General features: G+C 60.3%; 24 protein-coding genes. 10 read left to right on the top strand and 14 right to left on the bottom strand.

Annotation, left to right across the window (positions count from 1 at the left end; all coding sequences use genetic code 11):
• Positions 1-135: 135 nt before the first annotated feature.
• A complete protein-coding gene (locus VOY09_RS03965) occupies positions 136-918 on the top strand; it encodes an ion transporter (RefSeq protein WP_322893090.1) in 783 nt (260 codons plus the stop codon).
• A 2-nt stretch (positions 919-920) separates the two neighbouring features.
• On the opposite strand, the gene VOY09_RS03970 is transcribed toward VOY09_RS03965, so the two are convergent.
• From VOY09_RS03970 to VOY09_RS03980, 3 genes are all read right to left on the bottom strand, one after another.
• Positions 921-2,264 (bottom strand): TrkH family potassium uptake protein, encoded by a 1,344-nt coding sequence (locus VOY09_RS03970; RefSeq protein WP_322893091.1) that lies wholly within the window; start codon positions 2,262-2,264, stop codon positions 921-923.
• 18 nt (positions 2,265-2,282) lie between these two features.
• Positions 2,283-2,945 (bottom strand): TrkA family potassium uptake protein, encoded by a 663-nt coding sequence (locus VOY09_RS03975; RefSeq protein WP_322893092.1) that lies wholly within the window; start codon positions 2,943-2,945, stop codon positions 2,283-2,285.
• Positions 2,946-3,027: 82 nt separating this feature from the next.
• The gene (locus VOY09_RS03980; RefSeq protein ID WP_322893093.1) at positions 3,028-4,053 is read right to left on the bottom strand and encodes a LacI family DNA-binding transcriptional regulator; all 1,026 of its coding nucleotides are present in this window, start codon (positions 4,051-4,053) and stop codon (positions 3,028-3,030) included.
• A 200-nt stretch (positions 4,054-4,253) separates the two neighbouring features.
• Between VOY09_RS03980 and VOY09_RS03985 the strand changes: the two genes are divergently transcribed.
• The 7 genes from VOY09_RS03985 (at position 4,254) to VOY09_RS04015 (ending at position 11,271) form a co-directional block, all read left to right on the top strand.
• A complete protein-coding gene (locus VOY09_RS03985) occupies positions 4,254-4,409 on the top strand; it encodes a hypothetical protein (protein WP_322893094.1) in 156 nt (51 codons plus the stop codon).
• 140 nt (positions 4,410-4,549) lie between these two features.
• Positions 4,550-5,602 carry a LacI family DNA-binding transcriptional regulator gene (locus VOY09_RS03990; RefSeq protein WP_322893095.1) on the top strand — a complete coding sequence of 351 codons (1,053 nt, stop codon included), beginning with the start codon at positions 4,550-4,552 and terminating at the stop codon, positions 5,600-5,602.
• 11 nt (positions 5,603-5,613) lie between these two features.
• Positions 5,614-6,666, top strand: a complete 1,053-nt coding sequence (locus VOY09_RS03995; RefSeq protein ID WP_322893096.1) for a sugar phosphate isomerase/epimerase — start codon at positions 5,614-5,616, stop codon at positions 6,664-6,666.
• Between the two features lie 3 nt (positions 6,667-6,669).
• Positions 6,670-7,809 (top strand): Gfo/Idh/MocA family oxidoreductase, encoded by a 1,140-nt coding sequence (locus VOY09_RS04000; RefSeq protein WP_322893097.1) that lies wholly within the window; start codon positions 6,670-6,672, stop codon positions 7,807-7,809.
• Complete coding sequence (locus VOY09_RS04005) at positions 7,794-9,311, top strand: sugar ABC transporter ATP-binding protein (protein ID WP_322893098.1); 1,518 nt, start codon at positions 7,794-7,796, stop codon at positions 9,309-9,311. Before VOY09_RS04000 ends, VOY09_RS04005 begins: the two co-directional genes overlap by 16 nt.
• A complete protein-coding gene (locus VOY09_RS04010) occupies positions 9,312-10,298 on the top strand; it encodes an ABC transporter permease (RefSeq protein ID WP_322893099.1) in 987 nt (328 codons plus the stop codon).
• A gap of 31 nt (positions 10,299-10,329) precedes the next feature.
• Entirely contained in the window at positions 10,330-11,271 is a 942-nt protein-coding gene (locus tag VOY09_RS04015; protein WP_322893100.1) for an ABC transporter substrate-binding protein, read from the top strand.
• Positions 11,272-11,640: 369 nt separating this feature from the next.
• Here VOY09_RS04015 and dxs read toward each other — a convergent pair whose 3' ends face one another.
• From dxs to VOY09_RS04045, 6 genes are read right to left on the bottom strand one after another with little or no spacing between them, the layout of a single operon-like run.
• The gene (gene dxs / locus VOY09_RS04020; RefSeq protein WP_322893101.1) at positions 11,641-13,554 is read right to left on the bottom strand and encodes a 1-deoxy-D-xylulose-5-phosphate synthase; all 1,914 of its coding nucleotides are present in this window, start codon (positions 13,552-13,554) and stop codon (positions 11,641-11,643) included.
• A 13-nt stretch (positions 13,555-13,567) separates the two neighbouring features.
• Positions 13,568-14,440 (bottom strand): polyprenyl synthetase family protein, encoded by an 873-nt coding sequence (locus tag VOY09_RS04025; protein ID WP_322893102.1) that lies wholly within the window; start codon positions 14,438-14,440, stop codon positions 13,568-13,570.
• Complete coding sequence (locus tag VOY09_RS04030) at positions 14,433-14,666, bottom strand: exodeoxyribonuclease VII small subunit (protein ID WP_322893103.1); 234 nt, start codon at positions 14,664-14,666, stop codon at positions 14,433-14,435. The genes VOY09_RS04025 and VOY09_RS04030 overlap by 8 nt, the downstream gene beginning before the upstream one ends.
• Positions 14,663-15,586 carry a histone deacetylase family protein gene (locus VOY09_RS04035; protein WP_322893104.1) on the bottom strand — a complete coding sequence of 308 codons (924 nt, stop codon included), beginning with the start codon at positions 15,584-15,586 and terminating at the stop codon, positions 14,663-14,665. The genes VOY09_RS04030 and VOY09_RS04035 overlap by 4 nt, the downstream gene beginning before the upstream one ends.
• Before the next feature lie 51 nt (positions 15,587-15,637).
• Positions 15,638-16,339 carry a response regulator gene (locus VOY09_RS04040; protein WP_322893105.1) on the bottom strand — a complete coding sequence of 234 codons (702 nt, stop codon included), beginning with the start codon at positions 16,337-16,339 and terminating at the stop codon, positions 15,638-15,640.
• Positions 16,336-16,842, bottom strand: a complete 507-nt coding sequence (locus VOY09_RS04045) for a MarR family winged helix-turn-helix transcriptional regulator (RefSeq protein ID WP_322893106.1) — start codon at positions 16,840-16,842, stop codon at positions 16,336-16,338. The genes VOY09_RS04040 and VOY09_RS04045 overlap by 4 nt, the downstream gene beginning before the upstream one ends.
• A gap of 142 nt (positions 16,843-16,984) precedes the next feature.
• Here VOY09_RS04045 and VOY09_RS04050 point away from each other — a divergent pair, with 142 nt between their 5' ends.
• The gene (locus VOY09_RS04050) at positions 16,985-17,854 is read left to right on the top strand and encodes a branched-chain amino acid aminotransferase (RefSeq protein WP_322893372.1); all 870 of its coding nucleotides are present in this window, start codon (positions 16,985-16,987) and stop codon (positions 17,852-17,854) included.
• Positions 17,855-17,896: 42 nt separating this feature from the next.
• Here VOY09_RS04050 and VOY09_RS04055 read toward each other — a convergent pair whose 3' ends face one another.
• A complete protein-coding gene (locus VOY09_RS04055) occupies positions 17,897-18,079 on the bottom strand; it encodes a hypothetical protein (RefSeq protein WP_322893107.1) in 183 nt (60 codons plus the stop codon).
• A gap of 53 nt (positions 18,080-18,132) precedes the next feature.
• On the bottom strand, positions 18,133-19,053 hold the full coding sequence (locus VOY09_RS04060) for a DMT family transporter (RefSeq protein ID WP_322893108.1): 921 nt from the start codon (positions 19,051-19,053) through the stop codon (positions 18,133-18,135).
• 113 nt (positions 19,054-19,166) lie between these two features.
• On the opposite strand from VOY09_RS04060, the gene VOY09_RS04065 reads away from it, so the two are divergent.
• Positions 19,167-20,192, top strand: coding sequence for a fatty acid desaturase (locus tag VOY09_RS04065; RefSeq protein WP_322893109.1), 1,026 nt, complete (start codon positions 19,167-19,169; stop codon positions 20,190-20,192).
• On the opposite strand, the gene queG is transcribed toward VOY09_RS04065, so the two are convergent.
• From queG to mtgA, 3 genes are all read right to left on the bottom strand, one after another.
• Complete coding sequence (queG, locus tag VOY09_RS04070; RefSeq protein WP_322893110.1) at positions 20,189-21,211, bottom strand: tRNA epoxyqueuosine(34) reductase QueG; 1,023 nt, start codon at positions 21,209-21,211, stop codon at positions 20,189-20,191. The two genes, VOY09_RS04065 and queG, sit on opposite strands and share 4 nt — an antisense overlap.
• Positions 21,212-21,271: 60 nt before the next feature.
• Positions 21,272-21,937, bottom strand: a complete 666-nt coding sequence (locus VOY09_RS04075; RefSeq protein WP_322893111.1) for a glutathione S-transferase family protein — start codon at positions 21,935-21,937, stop codon at positions 21,272-21,274.
• A gap of 64 nt (positions 21,938-22,001) precedes the next feature.
• Complete coding sequence (gene mtgA, locus VOY09_RS04080) at positions 22,002-22,739, bottom strand: monofunctional biosynthetic peptidoglycan transglycosylase (RefSeq protein ID WP_322893112.1); 738 nt, start codon at positions 22,737-22,739, stop codon at positions 22,002-22,004.
• Between the last annotated feature and the right edge of the window lie 58 nt (positions 22,740-22,797).

Below are 22,797 nucleotides of genomic sequence, written 5' to 3' on the forward strand. Positions count from 1 at the left end.
AGCTCCTCATTCCCAAAGCATTTACAGCAACATCGCGGGGTTTTCTTGCCGTGGCAAGCGCGGGGATACGCCACAGGGCTTGCTGTCACGCGACGGAACGCACATATCGGGCGAGCCTTTCACATGGATGACAAAATGACCCTGCGCGCCCGCATCGCTGCTTTTCTTGACCGCCCCGTTGTGGGGCAATTCATCTTTGCGGTGATCGTGTTCAACGCGATCATTCTGGGGCTGGAAACATCGGCCATTGTGATGGCACAGGCCGGCGGTGTGATCATCGCGCTGGACCGGCTCTGTCTGGCGATTTTCGTAGTAGAACTTGGCGCGAAACTCTTTGCCCAAGGGCTGCAGTTTTTCCGGCGCGGCTGGAACATCTTTGACTTCGTGATCGTCGGCATTTCGCTGATGCCCGGCGCTGGCGGGCTGTCGGTGCTGCGCGCCTTGCGGATTTTGCGGGTCCTGCGGGTGATTTCCGTGGTGCCGTCCCTGCGCCGCGTGGTCGAGGGCTTTGTCACCGCCCTGCCCGGCATGGGATCGGTGTTTTTGCTGATGGGGCTGGTGTTTTACATCGGCGCGGTGATGGCAACGAAACTCTTCGGCGCGACCTTCCCTGAATGGTTCGGCACTTTGGGCGATTCCGCCTATTCCTTGTTCCAGATCATGACATTGGAAAGCTGGTCGATGGGCATCGTCCGCCCGGTGATGGAGGTTTATCCCTACGCCTGGGCGTTTTTCATCCCCTTCATCATGATGACGACCTTTGTTGTGGTCAACTTGCTGGTCGGTCTGATCGTCAGTTCGATGCAGGACGCCCATTCCGAAGAAAGCAATGTGGCGACAGATGCCTACCGCGATGAAGTGCTGTCCAAGCTTGCCGCGATTGAAAAGCGCCTGGATGAGGCGGGAAAGCGCAGTTAACCCTAGCCCAGATACACCCGACCTTCGGGATAGCGCACCCGCGGCACCGCGCGGGTCGCCAGAAAGAACCCCAAGGTCAGCGGGCCGACGCGCCCCAGAAACATGATCACCACGATCACAGCGCGGCCGAAATCCGTCAGCTCTGCCGTATAGCCGCGCGACAGGCCGACCGTGCCAAAGGCACTTGCCACCTCGAAACTGATGTCAAGGAAATGGCCGTCATGCGAGGCGGTCATCAGGAATACGCCAACAAAGACAAGGATCAGGCTGATCGCGGTCAGCGCCATGACCTTAAGCACCTCGCTCATCGCGATACTGCGCCCAAAGGCATGCAATTGCTGCTGTCGCCGAAAAAACGCCACGGTCGCGACGATCATCACGACGAAAGTCGTGACCTTGATCCCGCCCGCTGTCGATGCCGGGCCACCGCCGATCAGCATGAGCGAGATAAACATCATGGACGTACTGTCATGCAATGCGGCGATATCGGTGGTGTTGAACCCGGCGGTGCGGGTTGTCACCCCTTGAAACCAGCTGACGGTCAGCTTTGCCGCAGCGCTGTCGAATTGCCCCAAAGTGCCCGGATTGGTCCATTCCAGCACGGCAAATGTCGCGACGGACCAAGGGATCAGCACGGCGGTGCCGACCAGCATGATCTTGGTATGCAAGGACCACGCCCGCCAGCGTTTGCACGAAAAGATATCATGGAGCACGACATAGCCAATCCCCCCAATGATAAAGAGCGCCGGGATCACAATATTGACGATCGCATTGGTCGCATAGGGGACCAGCCCGGTGGGAAAGGTCGAAAATCCTGCATTGTTGAAGGCAGAGATCGAATGAAAAACCGCCTCCCACAGCCCCTGACCGAAACCGTATGCGGGCACAAAAACAAAGGCCAGCAAGACCGCACCGGCCACTTCGCAGATGACGACAACCTTGAGGATCGTCAGCACAAGCTGCGACAATTGACTGACAGAGCTTTGGTTCAGATCATCGCGCAGGAAAATCTTGCCGGTGATCCCGACCTGCAGGCCCAGCGCGCCAAGGATCAGCACCGCGAAGGTCATCAGCCCCAAGCCACCCATCTGGATCAGGACGGCCACGACAAACTGCCCGAAAAAGGTCAGATCAGCGCCGGTATCCAGAACGGCGAGCCCCGTGACCGTCACAGCAGAGGCCGAGGTGAAAATCGCGTCCGACCACGTAATCGGCACAGTCCGCGCAATGGGCAGCATCAACAGCATCGCGCCAAGCACAATCAGCGTGGCATAAAGCACGGCCAGAATCAGCGGCGGTGGCAATTTACCGAAAGTCTTGAAAATACGACCAGAAGCGAATGTCATGCAAAGACCCGCGAAATGTTACAGCGCATCGCCAAAGCGACGCAGTTCGGGCCGTTTACCCAGCACGATCAGCTTATCCGCTTCCTCCAGCACCAGATCCGGCACGTCGCAGGCGCGATAATCCGTGCCACGCATCAGGCCCAGCAGGCGCAGGTCAAAGCGGCTTCCGATCCCCAGCGTTTTCAGCGGCTTACCTTTCAGCCGGGCGGGGATGACGATATTGACGACAGAATATCCGTTCCCAAGGCTGACATAATCCTGCACGACCGGATTGTTCAGCATCTGCGCGATATGCCGTCCCATCTCCTGTTCCGGCAAGATCACCCGGTCAGCACCCAGTTTGGACAATATCCGGTGATGCGTCTTGTTCGATGCTTTGACCCAGATCGTCTCAACCCCCAGCATTTTGAGGTTCATCGTGGTCAGGATACTGGCCTGAATATCGCGGCCAATCGCGATCAGGGCGACATCATATTGATCAATCCCCGCTTCGCGCAGCGCAACATCATCGGTCGTATCCAGAATGACGCAGGAATCCAGCGTGTTGGACATCTGCGCGACCCGCTTTTCATCGGTATCGACGCCCATCACCTGATTGCCAAAGCGCGCCAATTCGCTGGCGACGGCAGAGCCGAAAGCCCCCAATCCGATGACTGTGAAACTACGTGTTTCTTTTGCCATGAAGCGACCCTGTCAGGCTGTGATCCGGACTCGGGATGCTGCGCCGCGGCACAGGTGTTGTCAACGGCGAAACGATATGCCCTCAGTCGGTCAGCGCCTGCACCGAGGGCCGCTCGATATAAGTCATCGGCAGCAAGCTGGATTGCGGCGCGGTGCCAGTCTTGCTGCCATAGGTCAGGGCAAAGATCGCATCCGCCATATCGCGGCCCAGTTGCTTGATCGACATCTCAAAACAGCTGATCGGCGGCGACAGATGGCGCATCAGCGGGCTTTGCCGGAATGCGATGACGGATACATCGGCACCGGGGCGCAGGCCTGCGGCCTGCAACCCGCCGTAAACGCCGCTCGTCATCGGTTCGGCGCAGACCAGAACCGCCGTGGGCCGGTCGTCGAGTGCGGCCAGACGCGCGGCGACACGGGCACCGCCGTCTTCGCTGCCATCGTCAGCGAAACACAGATCATCGGTCGCTGGCAGCCCCAGCGCGGTCATTGTCGCGCGCCAGCTGTCCTCATAGATCGACGCGAAATTGACATTTTCCTGCGGCACACAGACAGCGATCCGGCGATGGCCAAGTTCAGCCAGGCGGGTCACGGCTTGCCTTGCGCCCTCTTCAAAATCCATATCGATCCACAGATAATCACCGGGTGTGCGCGACCGGCCCAGCGTCATATAGGGCATCGATGCCTCTTCCATCATGGCAATGCGCGGATCATCCGTCAGCGTGGCGGTCAGAATGATCCCGTCCAATGTGCCACGCATCAAGGTCCGGCGCAGGAAGGCAATCGGGTCCATCGCGCTATGCACCGGCAGCACGACAAGGTCGATCCCGTCATCGAGCAAAACCGATTGCATTTCATCGACCACCTCGCTGTAAAAGTTGTCGCCAGCCAGCGCGGTCGGCCCGGTCCCGATGATTAGCCCGATTGTATTGGTGCGCCCCTTGCGCAGATTACGGCCCGCCGCATTCGCGACATAGCCCATCTCATGCGCCATCTCCAACACCCGCTGGCGGGTCTCGGCGTTCACGCCCGGCATATCATTCAGCGCCCGCGATACAGTGCCGATTGAAATATTCAGCCGCTCGGCCAACGCTTTGATTCCCGGCATGGCAGTCTTCCTTTATTATTTTCTGCCATTTTCAGCAGATAATTCTTAACGTTAGTAATCGTTTACAAAATCATTTGACAAGCAATCCTGACCCAACATAGCCTTTGTAAACGTTTACGAAGCGCCCTTGCAGGGAAATCCAGCACGCATTGCGGGAGGAAAGGAATATGCTAACCGCCGTTATGGTGGGGTGCGGAGCCATGTCAAGAGGCTGGCTACAAGCGCTGAACGCCACGTCCTTTCTGGCGCAGAATGTCCGTATGACCGGATTCGTCGATCTGGATGAAGCCACAGCAAAGCAGCGCGCCACCGAATTCGGCACCTGGCCGGTGTGGATGGCGGATCGCTGCGGGTGACGATTGAGCCCGCACTGGTGCACCTCTTTTCCCCGGACAGCGATCTTGCGCTGATGACCTGACCCGCAACAAAATTTGTCACAAAATGATTGACGTCTGTCAGCACTTTCGGCTCAATCACGGCAGGGAGGATTCGGGGGATGCGTAAACCCACGCTGCACGATGTCGCGCGGGCCGCTGGCGTCAGCTATTCCACGGCTGACCGTGTGCTGAACGCGCGCGGTGGCGTGGCGCCGAAATCCGCTGACCGGGTGCGCGATGCCATTGCCACGCTGGGCTATGAACGCGACCTGCATGCCGCCAATCTGTCGCGCGGGCGGAATTATAATTTCCGTTTCCTGCTCCCGAAGGATGATCACAGCTTTTTCCGCGCCCTGCGTGCCGCCGTGGACCGCGAACAGGATCTGCGCCGTGCTGACCGCATCCTGATCTCGGTCACCGAAATTCCCGCGCTGGACGCAGATGCTTTGGCCCGCGCGCTCGACGCCGAAGGGTCCGCATGCGATTGTCTGGCCGTCGTCGCGACCGAGGCGCCGCGCATCACTGCCGCCATCACCACCCTGCGCGCGCGTGGCATTGCCGTGGTCACGCTGGTCAGCGACGCGGCATCAGAGGCGCGCGCCGCCTATGTCGGCATCGACAATGTGATGGCGGGCCGCACCGCCGGGCGGTTATTACGTCTGGCCCATGCGACACGGCAAGGCTGCATCCTGCCCGTGCTGGGGTCGGTCAGCGCGCGCGATCACCGTGACCGGCTGGACGGGGTGAATGCGGTGGCGGCGGGGGAGACCCCCGCCCTACGGGTTCTGCCTGCGCTGTCGGTTGATGACCGCCCTGACATCATGCGCGCGCGGGTCACGCAGGCCTTGGCCGATCATCCGGACATCACCGGCATCTATTCCATCGGCGCGGGTAATCGCGGCTTAATCGAGGTGTTGGAGGCGCGGCAAACCCGCCCCCTCGTCGTGATGCATGAACTCACGCCAGTCAGCCGCGCCGGGCTGGAACGCGGTCTGGTCGATGCGGTGATCGACCAGAAACCCGCGCAAGAGGTGGCGTTGGCCATCGACGTGATGAAAGCCATCGCCGATGGCCGCGACTGGCACGACCCGGCGCGCGACATCATCCCCACGGTTTTTCTGAAGGATAATCTGCCAGCTCCGGCGGATAATCCCCAAATTTCTGCATCTTAGGAGGAGACAATATGAAAACCATTCAAGGACCCGCCCTGTTTCTGGCGCAATTCGCCGGAGATGAGGCGCCTTTCAATTCCTGGGACGGAATCACGAAATGGGCCGCCGATTGCGGCTACAAAGGCGTGCAGGTGCCATCATGGGATGCGCGTTTCATCGACCTCGCCCGCGCTGCCGAAAGCCGCGATTATTGCGATGAATTCAAAGGTGTTGCCGCCGCCAATGGCATCGCCGTCACGGAACTCTCCACGCATCTGCAAGGGCAGCTGGTCGCTGTTCATCCCGCCTATGACGAAGCATTCGAAGGGTTCGCTGACCCCTCCGTGCGCGGCAACCCTAAGGCGCGGCAGGCCTGGGCCGTGGATCAGGTGAAACTGGCGCTGACAGCCTCGCAGAACATGGGGATCAATGCGCTGGCCAGTTTCTCCGGCGCTTTGGCGTGGCCATTCGTCTATCCTTGGCCGCAGCGCCCTGCGGGACTGGTCGAGGCGGCTTTTGACGAACTCGCCGCGCGCTGGTTGCCGATCCTGAACCATGCAGAGGAATGCGGGGTTGATATCTGCTATGAAATCCACCCCGGCGAAGACCTGCATGACGGCATCAGTTTCGAGATGTTTCTGGACCGCGTGAACAACCATGCCCGCGCCAACATGCTCTATGATCCGTCGCATTACGTGCTGCAATGTCTGGACTATCTGGACAATATCGACATCTACAAAGACCGGATCAAGATGTTCCACGTCAAGGATGCCGAATTCAACCCGACAGGTCGGCAAGGCGTCTATGGCGGCTTCCAAGGCTGGGTCAACCGCGCGGGCCGGTTCCGTTCCCTGGGTGACGGGCAGGTCGATTTCGGCGCGATCTTTTCCAAAATGGCCGCCAATGATTTCGACGGCTGGGCTGTCCTGGAATGGGAATGCGCGCTGAAACATCCCGAAGATGGCGCACGCGAAGGCGCGCAATTCGTCAAGGATCACATCATCCGGGTAACAGAGCGCGCTTTTGATGATTTCGCGGATGGCGGCACCGATGATGCTGCAAACCGCCGCATGTTGGGGATCTGAGTCATGAATAAAATTCAACTTGGCATGGTCGGCGGCGGCAAGGACGCCTTTATCGGCGGGGTCCACCGGATCGCGGCACGGATCGACGGGCAGTTTGATCTGGTGGCGGGGGCTCTGTCCTCGACCGCCGAAAGATCGCGGGAAAGCGGGCAGGCCCTAGGGCTGGCGGCGGATCGCTGCTATGGCAGCTATGAGGAAATGGCAGAGGTGGAATCCGGTCGCGAGGATGGCATTCGCGCCGTATCCATCGTGACGCCAAACCACATGCATGCGGGTCCCGCGATGGCGTTCCTGAAACGCGGCATCCATGTGATCTGCGACAAACCCCTGACCGCAACGATGCAACAGGCCGAGGAACTGGCGAAAGCCATCGCCGATGCGAAGGCTTTGTTCATCCTGACGCATAATTACACCGGCTATCCGATGATCCGGCAGGCCCGCGATATTATTTCTGCAGGCGATCTGGGCGCTTTGCGCGTCGTGCAGGTCGAATATCCGCAGGATTGGCTGACCGAAGCCGCCGAACAAAGCGGCGACAACAAGCAGGCCGAATGGCGCACTGATCCTGACCGCTCTGGCGCGGGCGGGTCGATTGGCGATATCGGCAGCCATGCGCATAACCTCGCCTGTTTCGTGACCGGGCAAAAAGTGCAAAGCCTTGCCGCCGATCTGCAAACATTTGTCCCCGGCAGGCGCGTCGATGACAATGCGCATTTCCTGCTGCGTTTCGATGGCGGCGCGCGCGGCATGCTGTGGTGCAGTCAGGTCGCCCCCGGCAATGAAAACGCGCTGCGGCTGCGGGTTTACGGCGAAAAAGGCGGGCTGGAATGGGCGCAGGAAGACCCGAATTATCTGTGGTTCACGCCCTTTGGAGAACCCAAACGCCTGCTGACCCGTGGCGGCAGTGGGGCGACTGATGCGGCGGGTGCGGTGACACGCACGCCGGGCGGGCATCCTGAAGGCTATCTGGAAGGTTTCGCCAATATCTATGCCGGGGCCGCTGCGGCGATCCGCGCGGCGGATGCCGGGGAAACACCCGACCTGTCGTTGCTCCCCGGCGTCGATGCCGGTCTTGACGGCATGCGCTTTATCGCCGCCGCGATCAAGTCATCGCAGGATGATGCGGCATGGGTCACGCTGTGACGACGCCGGTGCTTGCCCTGTCCAAGGTCAGCAAGAGCTTTGGCCCGATCGAGGTCTTGCATGGCGCGGATATCGCCCTGCACCCCGGTCGGGTCCATGCGCTGATCGGTGAAAACGGGGCGGGCAAATCCACGATGATGAAAATCCTGACCGGCTATCAACCGCCCAGCGCCGGTCAGGTGATGTTGCAGGGACAGCCGGTCAGCTTTGCCGATATGGGGCAGGCAGAGGCGCAGGGGATTTCCCTGATCCATCAGGAATTCAATCTGGCCGATCATTTGACGGTCGCAGAAAATATCTTTCTCGGGTCCGAATTGCGGCGCGGCTGGTTTCTAGACAAACCGGCGATGCGGGCCAGATCGCGCGACTTGCTGGGGCGGTTGCGCTGTGATGTGGACCCGGACCGGCTGATTTCGGACCTGTCGAATTCCGACAAACAGATGGTCGAAATCGCCAAGGCACTGCTGCGCGATACAAACGTGCTGATCATGGATGAACCGACCGCCGTGCTGACCCGCACGGAAACGGCGGTACTGCTGGATCAGGTGCGCGCCTTGCGCGATCACGGCACAGCAGTGCTGTTCACCTCGCACAAGCTGGATGAGGTTGTGGCGATTGCCGATGACCTGACCATCATGCGCGACGGGTCCGTCGTCTGGTCCGGTCCCGCCAATGAGATGGACGAACACCAGATGGCCGAGGCGATGGTGGGCCGCGAAATTTCGACTCTTTACCCACCGAAGGACAGCACGAAAGGCGCGCTGGCGTTGGAGGTGGAGGGGTTCCATGTGCCCGGTTTCGCCGAAGACATCCATTTCACCCTGCGCAAAGGCGAGGTTCTGGGCATCGCCGGTCTGATCGGCTCTGGCCGGACCGAGACATTCGAGGGGCTGGCCGGGCTGCGCGACGCACATGGCACAGTGCGGATCAACGGCAACCCCGTCACGATCCGGCATCCGTGGGAAGCGCTGGCGCTGGGGCTGGCCTATCTGACCGAGGATCGCAAGACGCGGGGCCTGTTGTTAACGAAAGGGCTGCGCGAGAATCTGACGCTGCAATCTTTACACAAGTTTTCCAACTGGATGATTGACGCGAAGGCCGAAGAAGCGGCACTGAACCATGCCATCGCCGAATTCGACATTCGCGGCAGCCGTGATGTGGATGTGGGCAGTCTGTCGGGCGGCAATCAGCAAAAGCTGCTGTTCGCCAAGACGATGCTGTCGGACCCCGACATTCTGGTGATCGACGAACCGACGCGCGGCATCGATATCGGCACCAAGCAGCAGATGTATGAATTCATCCGCAAGCTGGCATCCGAAGGGCGCGCCATCGTCGTGATTTCATCGGAAATGCAAGAGGTGATCGGGCTGGCTGACCGTGTGCTGGTGATGCGGCAGGGCCGGATTGCGGGCGAATTGACGGGCGATAGCGCGACCGAAGACGCGATTGTGCGGCTGGCCATGGGCCTTGGCCAAACCACTATTCTGGAAGGGACTATTTGAATGACGATTGCTGTCACCGCCCCCCGCAAGATCAAGATGAGCGTGATCGGCCCGATTGTGGCGCTGGTCGTGCTGATCATCATGGGGGCCTTGATGAACCCCAATTTCCTGAGCGCGGGGAATATTTCCAACGTGCTGTCGCGGTCGGCCTTTATCGGGATCATCGCGGTAGGCATGACCTTTGTCATCACCGCAGGCGGGCTTGACCTGTCTGTCGGGTCGATGGCGGCCTTTATCGCGGGGCTGATGATTTTGGTGATGAATACCGCGCTGCCGGTGATGGGTATCGGCATTCCCATTGTGCTGCTGGGCATGGCTGTCGCCTTGGCGGCGGGGCTGTTCGCGGGAATGTTGAATGGCGTGCTGATCACAAGGCTGGGGATGGATGCCTTCATCGTCACCTTGGGGTCGATGGGGATTTACCGCTCTCTGGTGACATGGCTGGCCGATGGCGGAACGCTCAGCCTCGATTTCAGCCTGCGGACATTTTATCAGCCGGTCTATTATGGCGGCATCCTTGGCGTGTCCTGGCCGATCATCGTCTTTGCACTGGTGGTCATCGGAGGCGAACTGTTGATGCGGTCCACTCCCTTTGGCCGTCATTGCGCCGCCATCGGGTCCAACGATCAGGTCGCGCGCTATTCCTCCGTGCGGGTCGCGCGGGTGCGGATGCTGACCTATGTCATGCTTGGCATTCTGGTCGGGATCGCGACCATCATGTATGTGCCGCGACTTGGGTCAGCCTCTTCCGCCACCGGCCTGCTGTGGGAACTGGAGGCAATTGCCGCCGTCATCGTCGGCGGCACAGCACTCAAAGGCGGGTTTGGCCGTGTCTGGGGCACAGTGATCGGCGTGCTGATCCTGACCCTGATCGGCAATATCCTGAACCTGACCGATCTTGTTTCGCCTTATCTGAATGGTGCCATTCAGGGGGCTATCATCATTCTTGCTGTGGTTTTGCAGCGAGGACGCAAGCCGGGTCAGTGACCCGGCCAACAACTCTAGGGAGGAGTTTACAATGAAACGACTTATTTCTGCTTTGGCGATTTCAACGGCGCTGGTGACACCGGCACTGGCACAGGACACGCAGGTGATCGGTGTCTCGATCCCGGCGGCAACGCATGGCTGGGCGGGCGGCATGAATTATTTCGCCCAATCCGCCATCGACCGGCTGGAGGAAACCTATCCACAGCTGGATTTCGTGCTGGCCACAGCGGCGGACCCGTCGCGTCAGGTCAATGATATCGAAGACATGCTCGCCACGCGCAATATCAGCGCGCTCGTCGTGCTGCCATTCGAATCTGAACCGCTGACCGGCCCGGTGCAGGCTGTGGCCGATGCCGGTGTCTGGGTGACGGTCGTGGACCGTGGCCTGTCGGTCGAAGGGATCGAAGACCTTTATGTCGCCGGTGACAACCCCGGTTTCGGGCGCGTTTCGGGTGAATATATGGCGTCGCAGATGCCCGATGGCGGCGATATCGTCGTGTTGCGCGGCATTCCGACCACCATCGACAATGAACGCGTCGCAGGGTTCGAGGAAGCTATCGAAGGCTCCGGCATCAATGTGCTGGGCATGGAACATGGCAACTGGAACCGCGACACATCATTCGAAGTGATGCAGGATTTCCTGTCGCGGCATCCGCAGATCGATGCTGTCTGGGCGTCGGACGATGACATGGCCATCGGCGTTCTGGCCGCGATTGAGGCCGCAGGGCGCGATGACGTGCAATTCGTGCTCGGCGGTGCCGGGATGAAGGAAATGGTGCAGCGCGTCATGGACGGCGACGAGATGATCCCCGCCAACGTGACCTATCCACCGTCAATGATCGCCACCGCGATTGAAGTCACTGCATTGGGCGTGGTGTCTCAGACCCCGGTCTCGGGTGAGTTCATCATCGGGTCGGTTCTGGTCACACAGGATAATGCGGAAGAATTCTATTACCCTGACAGCCCGTTCTAAGGCGGGTCGCGTCTGACCGGACGCCGTTGTTCACCCCGCAATATGAGGCAGCGTTGTCAACGACAACGCCTGCCTTCTGCGGGGTGAATATGAGGGACCCTGTTATTTTCTAAGACACCCAAATATGACGTAGTTGATTGATCGCAAAGGCAATATCGCAATATTGCCAATTGGCAACTTTTGCCTTTCCCATCCCCCCGACAGCTGTGGCACGGTCCGCCAGCGGTATCGTCGAGAATGGGTGTATCGCGCGAAGTAAGGCTGTTTTGTCAGAGAATAGCACATATCCGCCGAAAGGCTGACGCCGGTTGAAAGCGATACAGTCCAGCAATACCTGCGTTCCACGACCGGGCGATCCGGCCATCAGGTTCAGGCGCGTTTGCCGAGTTGCGCAACACCCATCACGTCCAGCACCTTCGCCTCGATCTGGGCGGCGTTCATCCCGGCCACGTCATACATCGCCTTGGGGCTGGCCTGATCGATAAAGGTGTCAGGAAGCACCATTGAGCGGAATCTCAGACCGTGGTCGAAAACCCCCTCCTCCGCCAGCAATTGCGCGACATGAGAGCCAAAGCCGCCCACCGCCCCTTCCTCGACCGTGATCAGGGCGTCATGGTCAGCAGCCAGTTGCAGGATCAGATCGCGGTCCAAAGGTTTGGCAAACCGCGCATCGGCGACGGTGGGTTTAATGCCTTTGGCGGCCAATGCCTCGCAGGCTTTCGTCACCTCGGACAGCCGCGTGCCAAAAGACAGGATCGCGACCTGCGCGCCCTTTTGGATCATGCGGCCTTTGCCGATCTCCAGGGGTGTCGCATTCTCGGGGATCTCCACGCCGACACCTTCGCCGCGGGGAAACCGAAACGCGATAGGACCCGCGTCATGCGCGGCGGCGGTGGCGACCATGCGGACCAGTTCGGCCTCATCCGCCGCTGCCATCACCACGAAACCGGGCAGATTGGCGAGGAAAGCGACGTCGAACGACCCGGCATGGGTTGCGCCATCGGCGCCCACCAGCCCCGCGCGGTCAATCGCGAAACGCACGGGCAGCCGCTGGATCGCCACATCATGGACGACCTGATCGTAACCGCGTTGCAGAAAGGTCGAATAGATCGCACAGAACGGGCGCATGCCACCCGCAGCCAGACCCGCGCTGAAGGTCACGGCATGCTGTTCGGCAATGCCCACGTCGAAACAGCGGCTGGCGTAGCGGTCCATGAATTTCGACAGGCCAGTCCCATCGGGCATTGCGGCAGTCACGGCACAGATGCGCGGATCGCTGGCGGCATGTTTCAGCAGGCTTTCGGCAAAGACCGAGGTGTAGCTTGGCGCATTGCTGGCCGCTTTCGCCTGTTTACCGGTGACCATGTCGAATTTGGCGGTGGCATGGCCCTTGTCGCTGGCGCGTTCGGCGGGGGCGTAGCCTTTGCCCTTTTTCGTGATCGCATGGATCAGGATCGGCCCATCAGCGCGGGCCTTGACGGTGCGCAGGACCGACAGCAACTGATCCATATCATGCCCGTCAATCGGGCCGATATAAGAAAAGCCCAGCTGTTCAAACAGGGTGCCGCCGACCGTCATATGTTTGAGCACATCCTTGGCGCGTTTCGCCCCTTCCCGGAACGGGCCGGGCAGCAGCGACACGGCACCCTTGGCGGCGGCTTTGAATTCCTGAAACGGCGCACCGGCGTAAAGCTGCGACAGATAGGCGGACATCGCGCCCACGGGGGGCGCAATCGACATTTCATTGTCGTTCAGGATCACGATGACACGCTTACCCAGATGGCCCGCGTTGTTCATCGCCTCATAGGCCATACCGGCCGAAATCGCGCCATCGCCAATCACCGCAATCGCATCGCCGCCATCACCGCCCAGATCACGCGCGACGGCGAAACCGAGCGCGGCAGAAATCGAGGTACTGGAATGCGCCGCCCCGAACGGGTCATAAGGGCTTTCGGATCGTTTGGTGAAACCGCTCAAGCCCCCTTCCATCCGCAGCGTGCGAATGCGGTCGCGTCGGCCTGTCAGGATTTTGTGCGGATAAGATTGATGCGACACATCCCAGATGATCTTGTCCTTGGGCGCATCAAAGACCGCATGCAAAGCCACGGTCATTTCCACCACGCCCAGCCCCGCGCCCAGATGGCCACCGGTTTCCGACACCGCAGAAATCGTCTCGGCCCGCAATTCATCGGCCAGAATGCGCAAATCCGCATCCGACAAGGCTTTCATATCGGCGGGACTCTGGACCTTATCCAAAAGCGGGGTGCGGGGGCGGTTGGGCATAGGCGCGGCTTTCTTAATGGCTGCGCGCGGTCACAAATCGCGCGGCTGCTTTCAATGTCTCGGCGTCGGGTCCATAGCCAGATAGCGCATCACAGGCCTGCATGACCAGATCATCCGCGCGGCGTTTCGCCCCATCAAGGCCCAGAAGCGACACGAATGTGGCCTTTCCGGCGGCGTGATCCTTGCCCACGGCCTTGCCGACGACGCTGGCATCGCCGGTCACGTCGAGCACATCATCGGCAATCTGGAAAGCGAGGCCGAGGCAATCGCCATAGGTCTGCAACGGGGCGGTATCCGCACCCGTGATGCGCGGCCCAACCAAGGCGGCCCAGGATATCAGCGCCCCGGTCTTGCCCGCTTGCAGGGCAATGATTTGGTCGAGCGTCAGCGGCACATCGGCGGTTTCAGCCGCGATATCCGCCGCCTGCCCGCCGACCATGCCGCGCACACCGGCGGCTTGGGCCAGCGTGACCATCAGGGTAACCTTGGCAGGGTCGGCACAGTCCAGCCCCCCCAGCAACTCAAAGGCCAGCGCTTGCAAGGCATCCCCCGCCAAAACGGCAGTCGCCTCATCCCAGCGTTTATGCACGGTGGGCTGGCCGCGGCGCAGATCGTCGTCATCCATGCAAGGCAGATCGTCATGGATCAGGGAATAGGCGTGGATACATTCGATTGCGGCGGCGGCCTGCACTGCGCTGACACCATGCATCCGCGCGGTTTCCAGCGCGAGAAAGGCGCGCAGCGCCTTGCCGCCGACAACCGCATAGCGCATCGCATCCGGCACCGCGCCGGTTTGCCCGGCCAGCGCGAGGCCGATCTGCTGTTCGGTCACTTCAGCCGCCTGCGCCAAAGCATCAGGCAGGGACAGTCGCGCCAGATCAGGCATCCAGCGGCGCGGTCCCGGTCGGCTGGCCGTTTTCGCCCAAAGTAATCCGGGCGACCTTTTCCTCGGCCTCTTTCAGCTTGGCCTCGCAACGGGCTTTCAACGCCGCCCCCCGCTCATAAAGCGCGATCGACTGGTCCAGCGCGACATCGCCGCGTTCGAGCTGGCCGACAACGACCTCCAGCTCTTTGATCGCATCTTCGAAACTCATCTGGTCAACGTCGCTCATCGGCCTCTTTCCTCCAGAACTTTAACATGGGCCGCCGCAGAGGCGCCCAGCGCGGCCAAGTCATACCCGCCTTCCAGCGCCGATACCACCCGGCCCTGACAATGGGTATCCGCCAGATCGCAGAGGCGCTGCGTGACCCAGGCGAAATCATCCGCTGTCAGGTTCATCCCGCCCAAAGGATCATCACGATGGGCATCGAACCCGGCAGAGAGGATCAGCAATTGCGGTGCAAATTCATCAACACGCGGCAGAACGACGCGTTCCATGACATCGCGAAACACTTTTGAGCCTGTGCCTTCCGGCAACGGCACGTTCAGCACATTGCCAACGCCGGTTTCATGCGCGGCCCCGGTGCCGGGATAGAAGGGCGATTGATGGGTGGAACAGAACAGGATGCGGGGGTCATCCTCGACCAGATCCTGTGTGCCATTGCCGTGGTGGACGTCGAAATCGACGATGGCGACACGTTTCAGCCCGTGATGATCCAGCGCATGTTTGGCCGCGATGGCGACATTGCCGAAGAAACAAAAGCCCATCGCGGTCTCGCGCTCGGCATGATGGCCGGGCGGGCGGATCGCAGCGAAGGCATTCGTCGCCTCACCCGCCAGCACCATATCGACCGCGCGCACCATAGCACCCGCGCCGCGATAGGCGGCCTGCAACGTGCCGATGGACATATGCGTATCCGCATCCAGCGAACGCCAGCCCCTCTCCGGTGCTGCCCTGTGCAAAGCATCGATATGCGCCTGCGAATGCGCGCGCAGCAGATTATCCTCTGCCGCCAAGGGTGCTCTGACGCGCAACAGATCCATGCCGTCCAGCGCATGCAGCACCGCATCCAGCCGCGCCACCTGTTCGGGATGGCCGGGCGGGTTCACATGACCAAAGCAATCGTCATGCGAAATCAATGCTGTCGTCATGCGCGCCCCTTCTTATTTCCCAAAATACTCCCGCCGGAGGCTGAAAAGTTCCTATTCCGGCGCCAGCATATAGCCCGACCCGCGAATGGTTTGCAGATAACGCGGCTGTTTCGGATCCGTCTCGATCTTGCGCCGCAACCTTGTGATCTGGACATCGACGGCACGTTCCTGCGTCTGCCCACCCGAGCGGCTGAGTTCCTCGACCAGCAGGCTGCGCGTCACCGCCTCACCCGGACGGCCGGAGAAGATGCGCATCAGCTGGCTTTCGGTCGCAGTCAGGCGGACCAACTCATCGCCATGCCACATCTCGCCGCGTTCGATGTCATAGCGGATTGGCCCCATATGCAACACCTTGGGCAGAACCACGACAGGTTCGGCGGCAGGCACACGGCGCAGGATCGCGTTGATCCGCAAGAGTAATTCCTTCGGCTCGAAGGGCTTGACCAGATAATCATCCGCCCCGGCCTCCAACCCACTGATCCGGTCCACAGTCTCGCCCTTGGCGGTCAAGAGCAGGATCGGCGTGGTCAGGGTGCGGCGCAGATCACGGCAAAGCGCCACGCCGTCTTCGCCCGCCATCATCACATCCAGCACGATCATGTCGAATTCCAGCCCCGCCAGCACACGGCGCGCATGGGCGGCATCGCGGGCGGTGGTCACCAGAAAGCCCGCGCGCATCAGGAATTTCTGCAACAGGCTGCGGATGCGCGCATCATCATCAACAATCAACAGGTGGGCAGCATCAGCATTCATTCGATCTTGTCCTTCATCGCCTCGTAATGGCGGCGGGTCTCATCATCCATCATCGCCTCTAACACTTGCCGGAACCCGACCACAGCGGCAGGGCCAGCGGCGCGGTAGGCGGCGCGCATCCGGTCGCGCTGCGCATCTGATAATTCACGTTCCAATGCGGCACCAGCCGGTGTCAGGTGCAAATGCCGTTCGCGTTTATCCTTGCGGCCGACGCTGCTGATGACCAGACCGTCCTCGATCAGGCTGCGCAACACACGATTGAGCGATTGTTTTGTCACACCCAGCACCGACAGCAGATTATTCACCGTGGTGCCGGGGCTGCGGTGGATGAAATGGATCGCGCGGTGATGCGCGCGGCCATAGGATTTCTGCAACAGAATGCGGTCCGGGTCCGCGGTGAAACCGCGATAGGCGAAAAACATCGCCTCGATCCCTTTGCGCAGCTGTTCATCGGTCAGAAACAGCAGGTTCTGCCCCATCTGGGGACGCGCGCTATCGGACATCGGGGCCTCCTTTGTTCGGGTGGACAATACGTCAGCTTTATTGACATTCCAAGAATCGACTGTTAGCGATTTGACGAAATTGCGCAACTTTATATCCGAAACGGGTCTGGTTGTGACATATATGCAAAGTGTGGAGGATATGATGGCCGGTGCATATGACGACAGAGACGGTAAAATCTGGCTCGATGGCCAGTTGGTGGACTGGCGCGATGCCAAGGTCCATATCCTGACCCATGCGATGCATTATGCGTCATCCGTGTTCGAGGGTGAGCGGTGCTATGGCGGTAAGATCTTCAAATCGCGCGAACATTCCGAACGGCTGATCAAATCGGGGCAATTGATCGATTTCCAGATCCCGTTTTCCGTGGATGAGATTGAGGCCGCCAAACAAGCCGCTTTGGATGCCAATGGGTTGAAAGACGCTTACGTGCGCCCCATCGCATGGCGCGGTTCGGGCGAGGATATGGGTGTGGCTGCGTCGCGCAACCCTGTCCATCTGGCTGTCGCGGTCTGGGAATGGGGCAATTATTACGGCGATGCGAAGACCCGTGGCGCGAAGCTCGATATCGCGAAATGGAAACGCCCCAGCCCGGAAACTGCGCCGAGCCAAGCCAAGGCAGCAGGCCTTTATATGATCGCCACCATGTCCAAACATGCAGCCGAGGCGAAGGGCTGTTCGGATGCGATGATGTTCGATTATCGCGGCTATGTGGCCGAGGCGACGGGGGCAAATATCTTCTTCGTCAAGGATGGTGAGGTGCATACGCCTGCGGCCGATGCTTTCCTCAACGGCATCACCCGCCAGACCGTGATCGGCATGCTGCGCGACAAGGGGATCACTGTGCATGAACGCGTGATCATGCCGGAAGAGCTGGAAGGGTTCCAGCAATGCTGGCTGACCGGCACGGCGGCGGAAGTCACGCCAGTCGGCCAGATTGGAGATTACAATTTCGAGGTCGGCGCGCTGACCCGCGATATCGCGGCGGATTATGAAAAGCTGGTCCGCGCCTGAATGATCAGGGCGCCGCTGGCGCCCTTTTCCGACGCGGCAGGATCAGCGCGTTTCGCCCCGAGCGATGCGCAGGAATTCTGCGGCGCGCTTGCTCTCAGCCTCTGTCCGGGCGCGTTTCTGCAGATCAAGGCTGGCCGGGCGCGGCAAAGCATCCTTTTTCATGGCGATGAACCGCGAAATGCCAGCCTCTGACCCGGTTTTGGCGTGATCAAGTGGATGTTTCATCATGTCCTCCTCGTAGTGACGGACCAACACCATAGCACGATTCGCGTTAAAAATCAGTTACCGGTATTGCCGGTCGCCTTGCGCTGCTGGGCGCGTTGCAGGCCCAGCTTGCGTTCACGCCAGATGATCAGCACACCAGCGGCGATGACGATCCCCGCGCCAAGCAACATCGTGCCAGTCGGCACCTCATCAAAGATGAAATAGCCGATGGCCAGCGCAAGGATCATTGAGGTGTAATCAAAGGGCGCAACCAAGGACGCATCGGCAAAGCGATAGCTGGAGGTCAGGAATATCTGCCCGATCCCGCCCAACAGCCCGGCCATGACCAGCATCGCCGCGACACCCCAGCCGGGCGTCACCCAACCCCAGGGAATCGTCAGCAAGGACAGCACAGATGATGTGATCGTGAACCACAAAACGATGGCAGCAATGGTTTCGGTCGCGACCAGTTTGCGCACGAAAATCTGTGCCAGCGCCGTCATCACCGCCCCCATCAGCACGATCACGGCGCCCAAAGTCTCTGTCGTGTTCAGCCCTGCCCCGACCGACAGGCGCGGCGACAGCACGACCAGCACGCCGACCATCCCCATCGCGACCGCCGACAGCCGGAACGCGCGGACATCTTCGTTCAGGAACATCGCGGCGAAGATCACCACCAGCAAAGGGGCGGCATAGCCAATCGCCGTCACCTCTGGCAGGGGCAGCAGGCCCAGCCCGGCAAAACCCAGCCCCATCGCAGAGGTCCCGACCAGACCGCGCCAGAAATGACCCATCGGATTGGTGGTTTTCCAGCCATGACGCAATTCGCCGCGCATGGCGAGCCAGCCGAAAATGATCGGCAGGGCAAAGAACGACCGGAAGAAAACCGCCTGACCGGGTGGTACAGTATCAGATGCCGCTTTGATCAGCCCGGCCATCGCCATAAACAGGCAGACGGAAATAACCTTGAATACGATACCTCTGAGCGGTTGCATGATCATTCCCTTCCTGTGCGACAATATGGCTAGCCAGAAAGACAGTGAACCCCTATTCGCGACAGGGGCGATGCCTTTAGGGTTGCGAGACCCGGAACAACAAAGAAGAGCGGATGACAGATAACACAACGCCGAAGATCAATATGGCTCCGCGCGACTGGGTGCAGGTGCTTGCAAAATACCGTGAACCCAATAGCTGGCGCAGCAGTTTCGAACTCGCCGTCAGTCTGGTGCCGTTCATCCTGCTCTGGGTGCTGGCAGTCTGGGTGGCGCAATACAGCTATCTGGGGGCTTTCGCGATCTCGGCGCTGAATGGGCTGTTTTTGCTGCGGTTGTTCTGCATCCAGCATGATTGCGGGCATGGGTCGTTTCTGGGCAATAGGCAGGTCAGCGACTGGATCGGGCGCGCTTTGGGCGTTGTCACCCTGACACCCTATGATGTCTGGCGGCGCACCCATGCGATCCATCACAGCCATGCCGGTGATCTCGATCAGCGCGGTATCGGCGATGTCATGACCCTGACGGTCGAGGAATATCACCAGCGCACGCCGTTTGGCCGATTCCTTTACCGCGCCTACCGGCATCCTTTGGTGATGTTCGGGATCGGGCCGACCTATCTGTTTTTCCTGCAAAACCGCATCCCGATGGGGCGGATGCAGCGCGAGCGGAAATATTGGGTCAGCGCGATGGGCACGAACCTTGCCATGGTCGCGATCTTGGCACTGATCGTCTATGTTGGCGGCTTTGCGGCTTTGTTTCTGGTGTTTCTGCCGACGACGCTGATCGCGGCCTCCATCGGGGTCTGGTTGTTCTACGTCCAGCACCAGTTTGAAACAACGCAATGGGACCATGCCGAAGACTGGCAGATCCATGATGCCGCGCTGCATGGCAGTTCGCATTACGACCTGCCGCCGATCCTGCGTTGGTTCACCGCCAATATCGGCATTCACCATGTGCATCACCTTTACGCGCGGATTCCGTTCTACCGGTTGCCAGAGGTGTTGCGCGACCATCAGGACCTTGTCAATTGCAGCCGGATGAATCTGCTGCAAAGCCTCAAATGCGCGAGCCTGAATCTGTGGTGCGAAAAAACCCGACGGCTGGTGTCCTTTGCCAATGCGCGGCGGACAGCAGCCTAGGTCAGCCGGCCCAGCGCCCAGCTTGCCGCATCGGCGACGGCTGGGTCCGGGTCAGAGGTCAAAGGCTGCAAGGCCGGGATCATCGCGCGGTCACCCGAATTGCCCATCGCATAAGCGACATTGCGGACAAATCGGTCGCGGCCGATCCGCTTGATCGGCGATCCTGAGAAACGCGCGCGGAAAGCAGTATCATCCAGTGCGGCGAGCTCTACCAGCGGTGGGGCGATCAGATCATCGCGCGCTGCCAGCCGCGTATCGCGGCCAGTGGCTGCGAATTTGTTCCACGGACAGATCGCCAGACAATCATCGCAGCCATAAATCCGGTTGCCCATCATGGCGCGCAGATCGGGGTCCACCGGGCCTTTATGCTCAATCGTCAGATAAGAAATGCAGCGGCGCGCATCCAGACGGTAAGGGGCGGGAAACGCCTGCGTCGGGCAGATATCCAGACAGGCCGTGCAGGAGCCGCAATGGCTGACTTCAGCCACATCCGGATCTAGTTCCACGGTTGTAAAAATGGCCCCCAGAAACACCCAATTCCCCAGATCGCGGCCCAGCAGATTGGTATGCTTGCCCTGCCAGCCCAGCCCTGCGGCCTGCGCCAGTGGTTTCTCCATCACCGGCGCGGTATCGACGAACACCTTGATCTCGGTCCCCGGCACCTGATCAATCAGCCAGCGGCCCACGTGCTTCAGCCGCTTCTTGACCACATCATGATAATCGCGCCCTTGGGCATAAACACTGATCGCGGCGCGGTCGCGTTCTTGCAAGACCGCCAGCGGATCATGCTCCGGCGTATAGACCTCCGCCAGCATGATCACTGATTTCGCCTGGGGCCAGAGCGCCGTCGGATCACCGCGCCAGGCCATGCGTTCGGCCATCCATGCCATCTGCCCATGCATCCCCGCATCGACAAATTCCGCGAGCCGCGCCGCCGTTTCGGGCGCAGCATCGGGCCGACAGATCCCAACCTTGGCAAAGCCAGCGTCAAGGGCGAAGGAGATCAACCGATCCTTCATCCATCGTCCGAGCATAAATATCCCGGGGGAGCCCCGCAGGGGCGGGGGCAGAGCCCCTTCTTAAAAATCCAGATCCGCATAATGCGCCGCCGGTTGAAACCCGGGCACTTCATCGGCCAGCAAAGACCGGAAGGCCGGGCGGGATTTGATCTTGGCATACCAATCCTTGACCACATCATGCCGGTTCCAGTCGACATCGCTGGTGTAATCCACACAGGACAAATGCGCCGCCCCGGCAAAATCGGCCAGCGTCATGTCATTGCCCGCCAACCAGCGGCGATGTTCCAGCAGATGCGCCATGTAATCGAGGTGATATTTGATCGCCCGCGCGCCCGCTTTGACATTGGCGCTGTCGGGATAGCCGCGGCCCATCACCTTGCGATAGACACGTTCACCGATCAGTTTGGACGTGACCTCTTCATAAAACTTGTCGTCGAACCAACCCACCAGACGGCGCACTTCGTATCTTGCATCGGCGTCGCGGGGCAACAGCGGCGGGGTTGGATGCACTTCTTCAAGGTATTCACAGATCGCGGCGCTGTCAGACAGCATCTTGCCGTTCAGTTTCAGCACAGGCACCTGACCGGCGGGATTGCGGCGCAGGAAATCGGCGCCCTGTTCCCAATAGCGTTCCTCGACCAATCCGACCTCGATCTTCTTTTCGGCCAGACACAGACGGACTTTGCGCGAATAGGGGGAGAGCGGATAATGATACAGGATATTCATGGCAGACCTAGTTGGGGTGATCCCCCTTCCATGCCGCAAGCGGCGCGCAGGTTCAATGGTTGGCTCACTCTTGGAAACAATCCGCGCGACCATCCGCTGCGATCGTCTCGGCCCCGCTGATGATCTGCGCGGCGCGGTTGCGGGTGAAACTGCCGGGGTTGGACGCTGATCTTTCCTTGGGTGCAGGCAGGATCGCGGCGAGCCTTGCCGCCTGTGTCGCGGTCAGACCCGCCGCATCGACGCCGAAATAATGCTGTGCAGCGGCCTGCACGCCGAACACACCATCATCGAATTCCGCGACGTTGAGGTAGATTTCAAGGATACGCCTTTTGCTCCAGAAGACCTCGACCACCGGGGTCCAGAGCGCCTCGATGGTTTTGCGCGCCCATGACCGGCCATGCCACAGAAACACATTCTTGACGACCTGCTGGCTGATCGTGGATGCGCCGCCCGTTCCGCGTTCCATCGCGGTGCGGATCGCGTTGACGTCCAGACCCCAGTGCAGGCAGAAATTGGCATCCTCTGCCGCGACCGCAGACCGCGCCATGACCGGCGCGATGCGTTCCATCGGCACCCAATCCTGCTGCACGCCGCCCAACCTGCGGCTTTCACTGAACATATAGGCATTGGTGGGCGGGTTGATCAGCACGTAAAGCAGCGTCCAGACCAGCACGAAACCGGCAATCCCCGCGACAGACCAGAACGCCCCGCGCCGCAGTACGCGGCTGAAGCTGCGCAGCGGGGCGGGTTTGGCGGCGGTTTTACGAGACCGGCGCTTGCGAGGTTTAGGAGTGTCTGCCATCGCCCTCTATAGCCATATCGCCACCTGCGGCGTCAAGCAAAGCGAACGCCCCGCGGCT

This window comes from Yoonia sp. 67-2 (assembly GCF_035117555.1).
Classification (GTDB): Bacteria; Pseudomonadota; Alphaproteobacteria; order Rhodobacterales; family Rhodobacteraceae; genus Yoonia.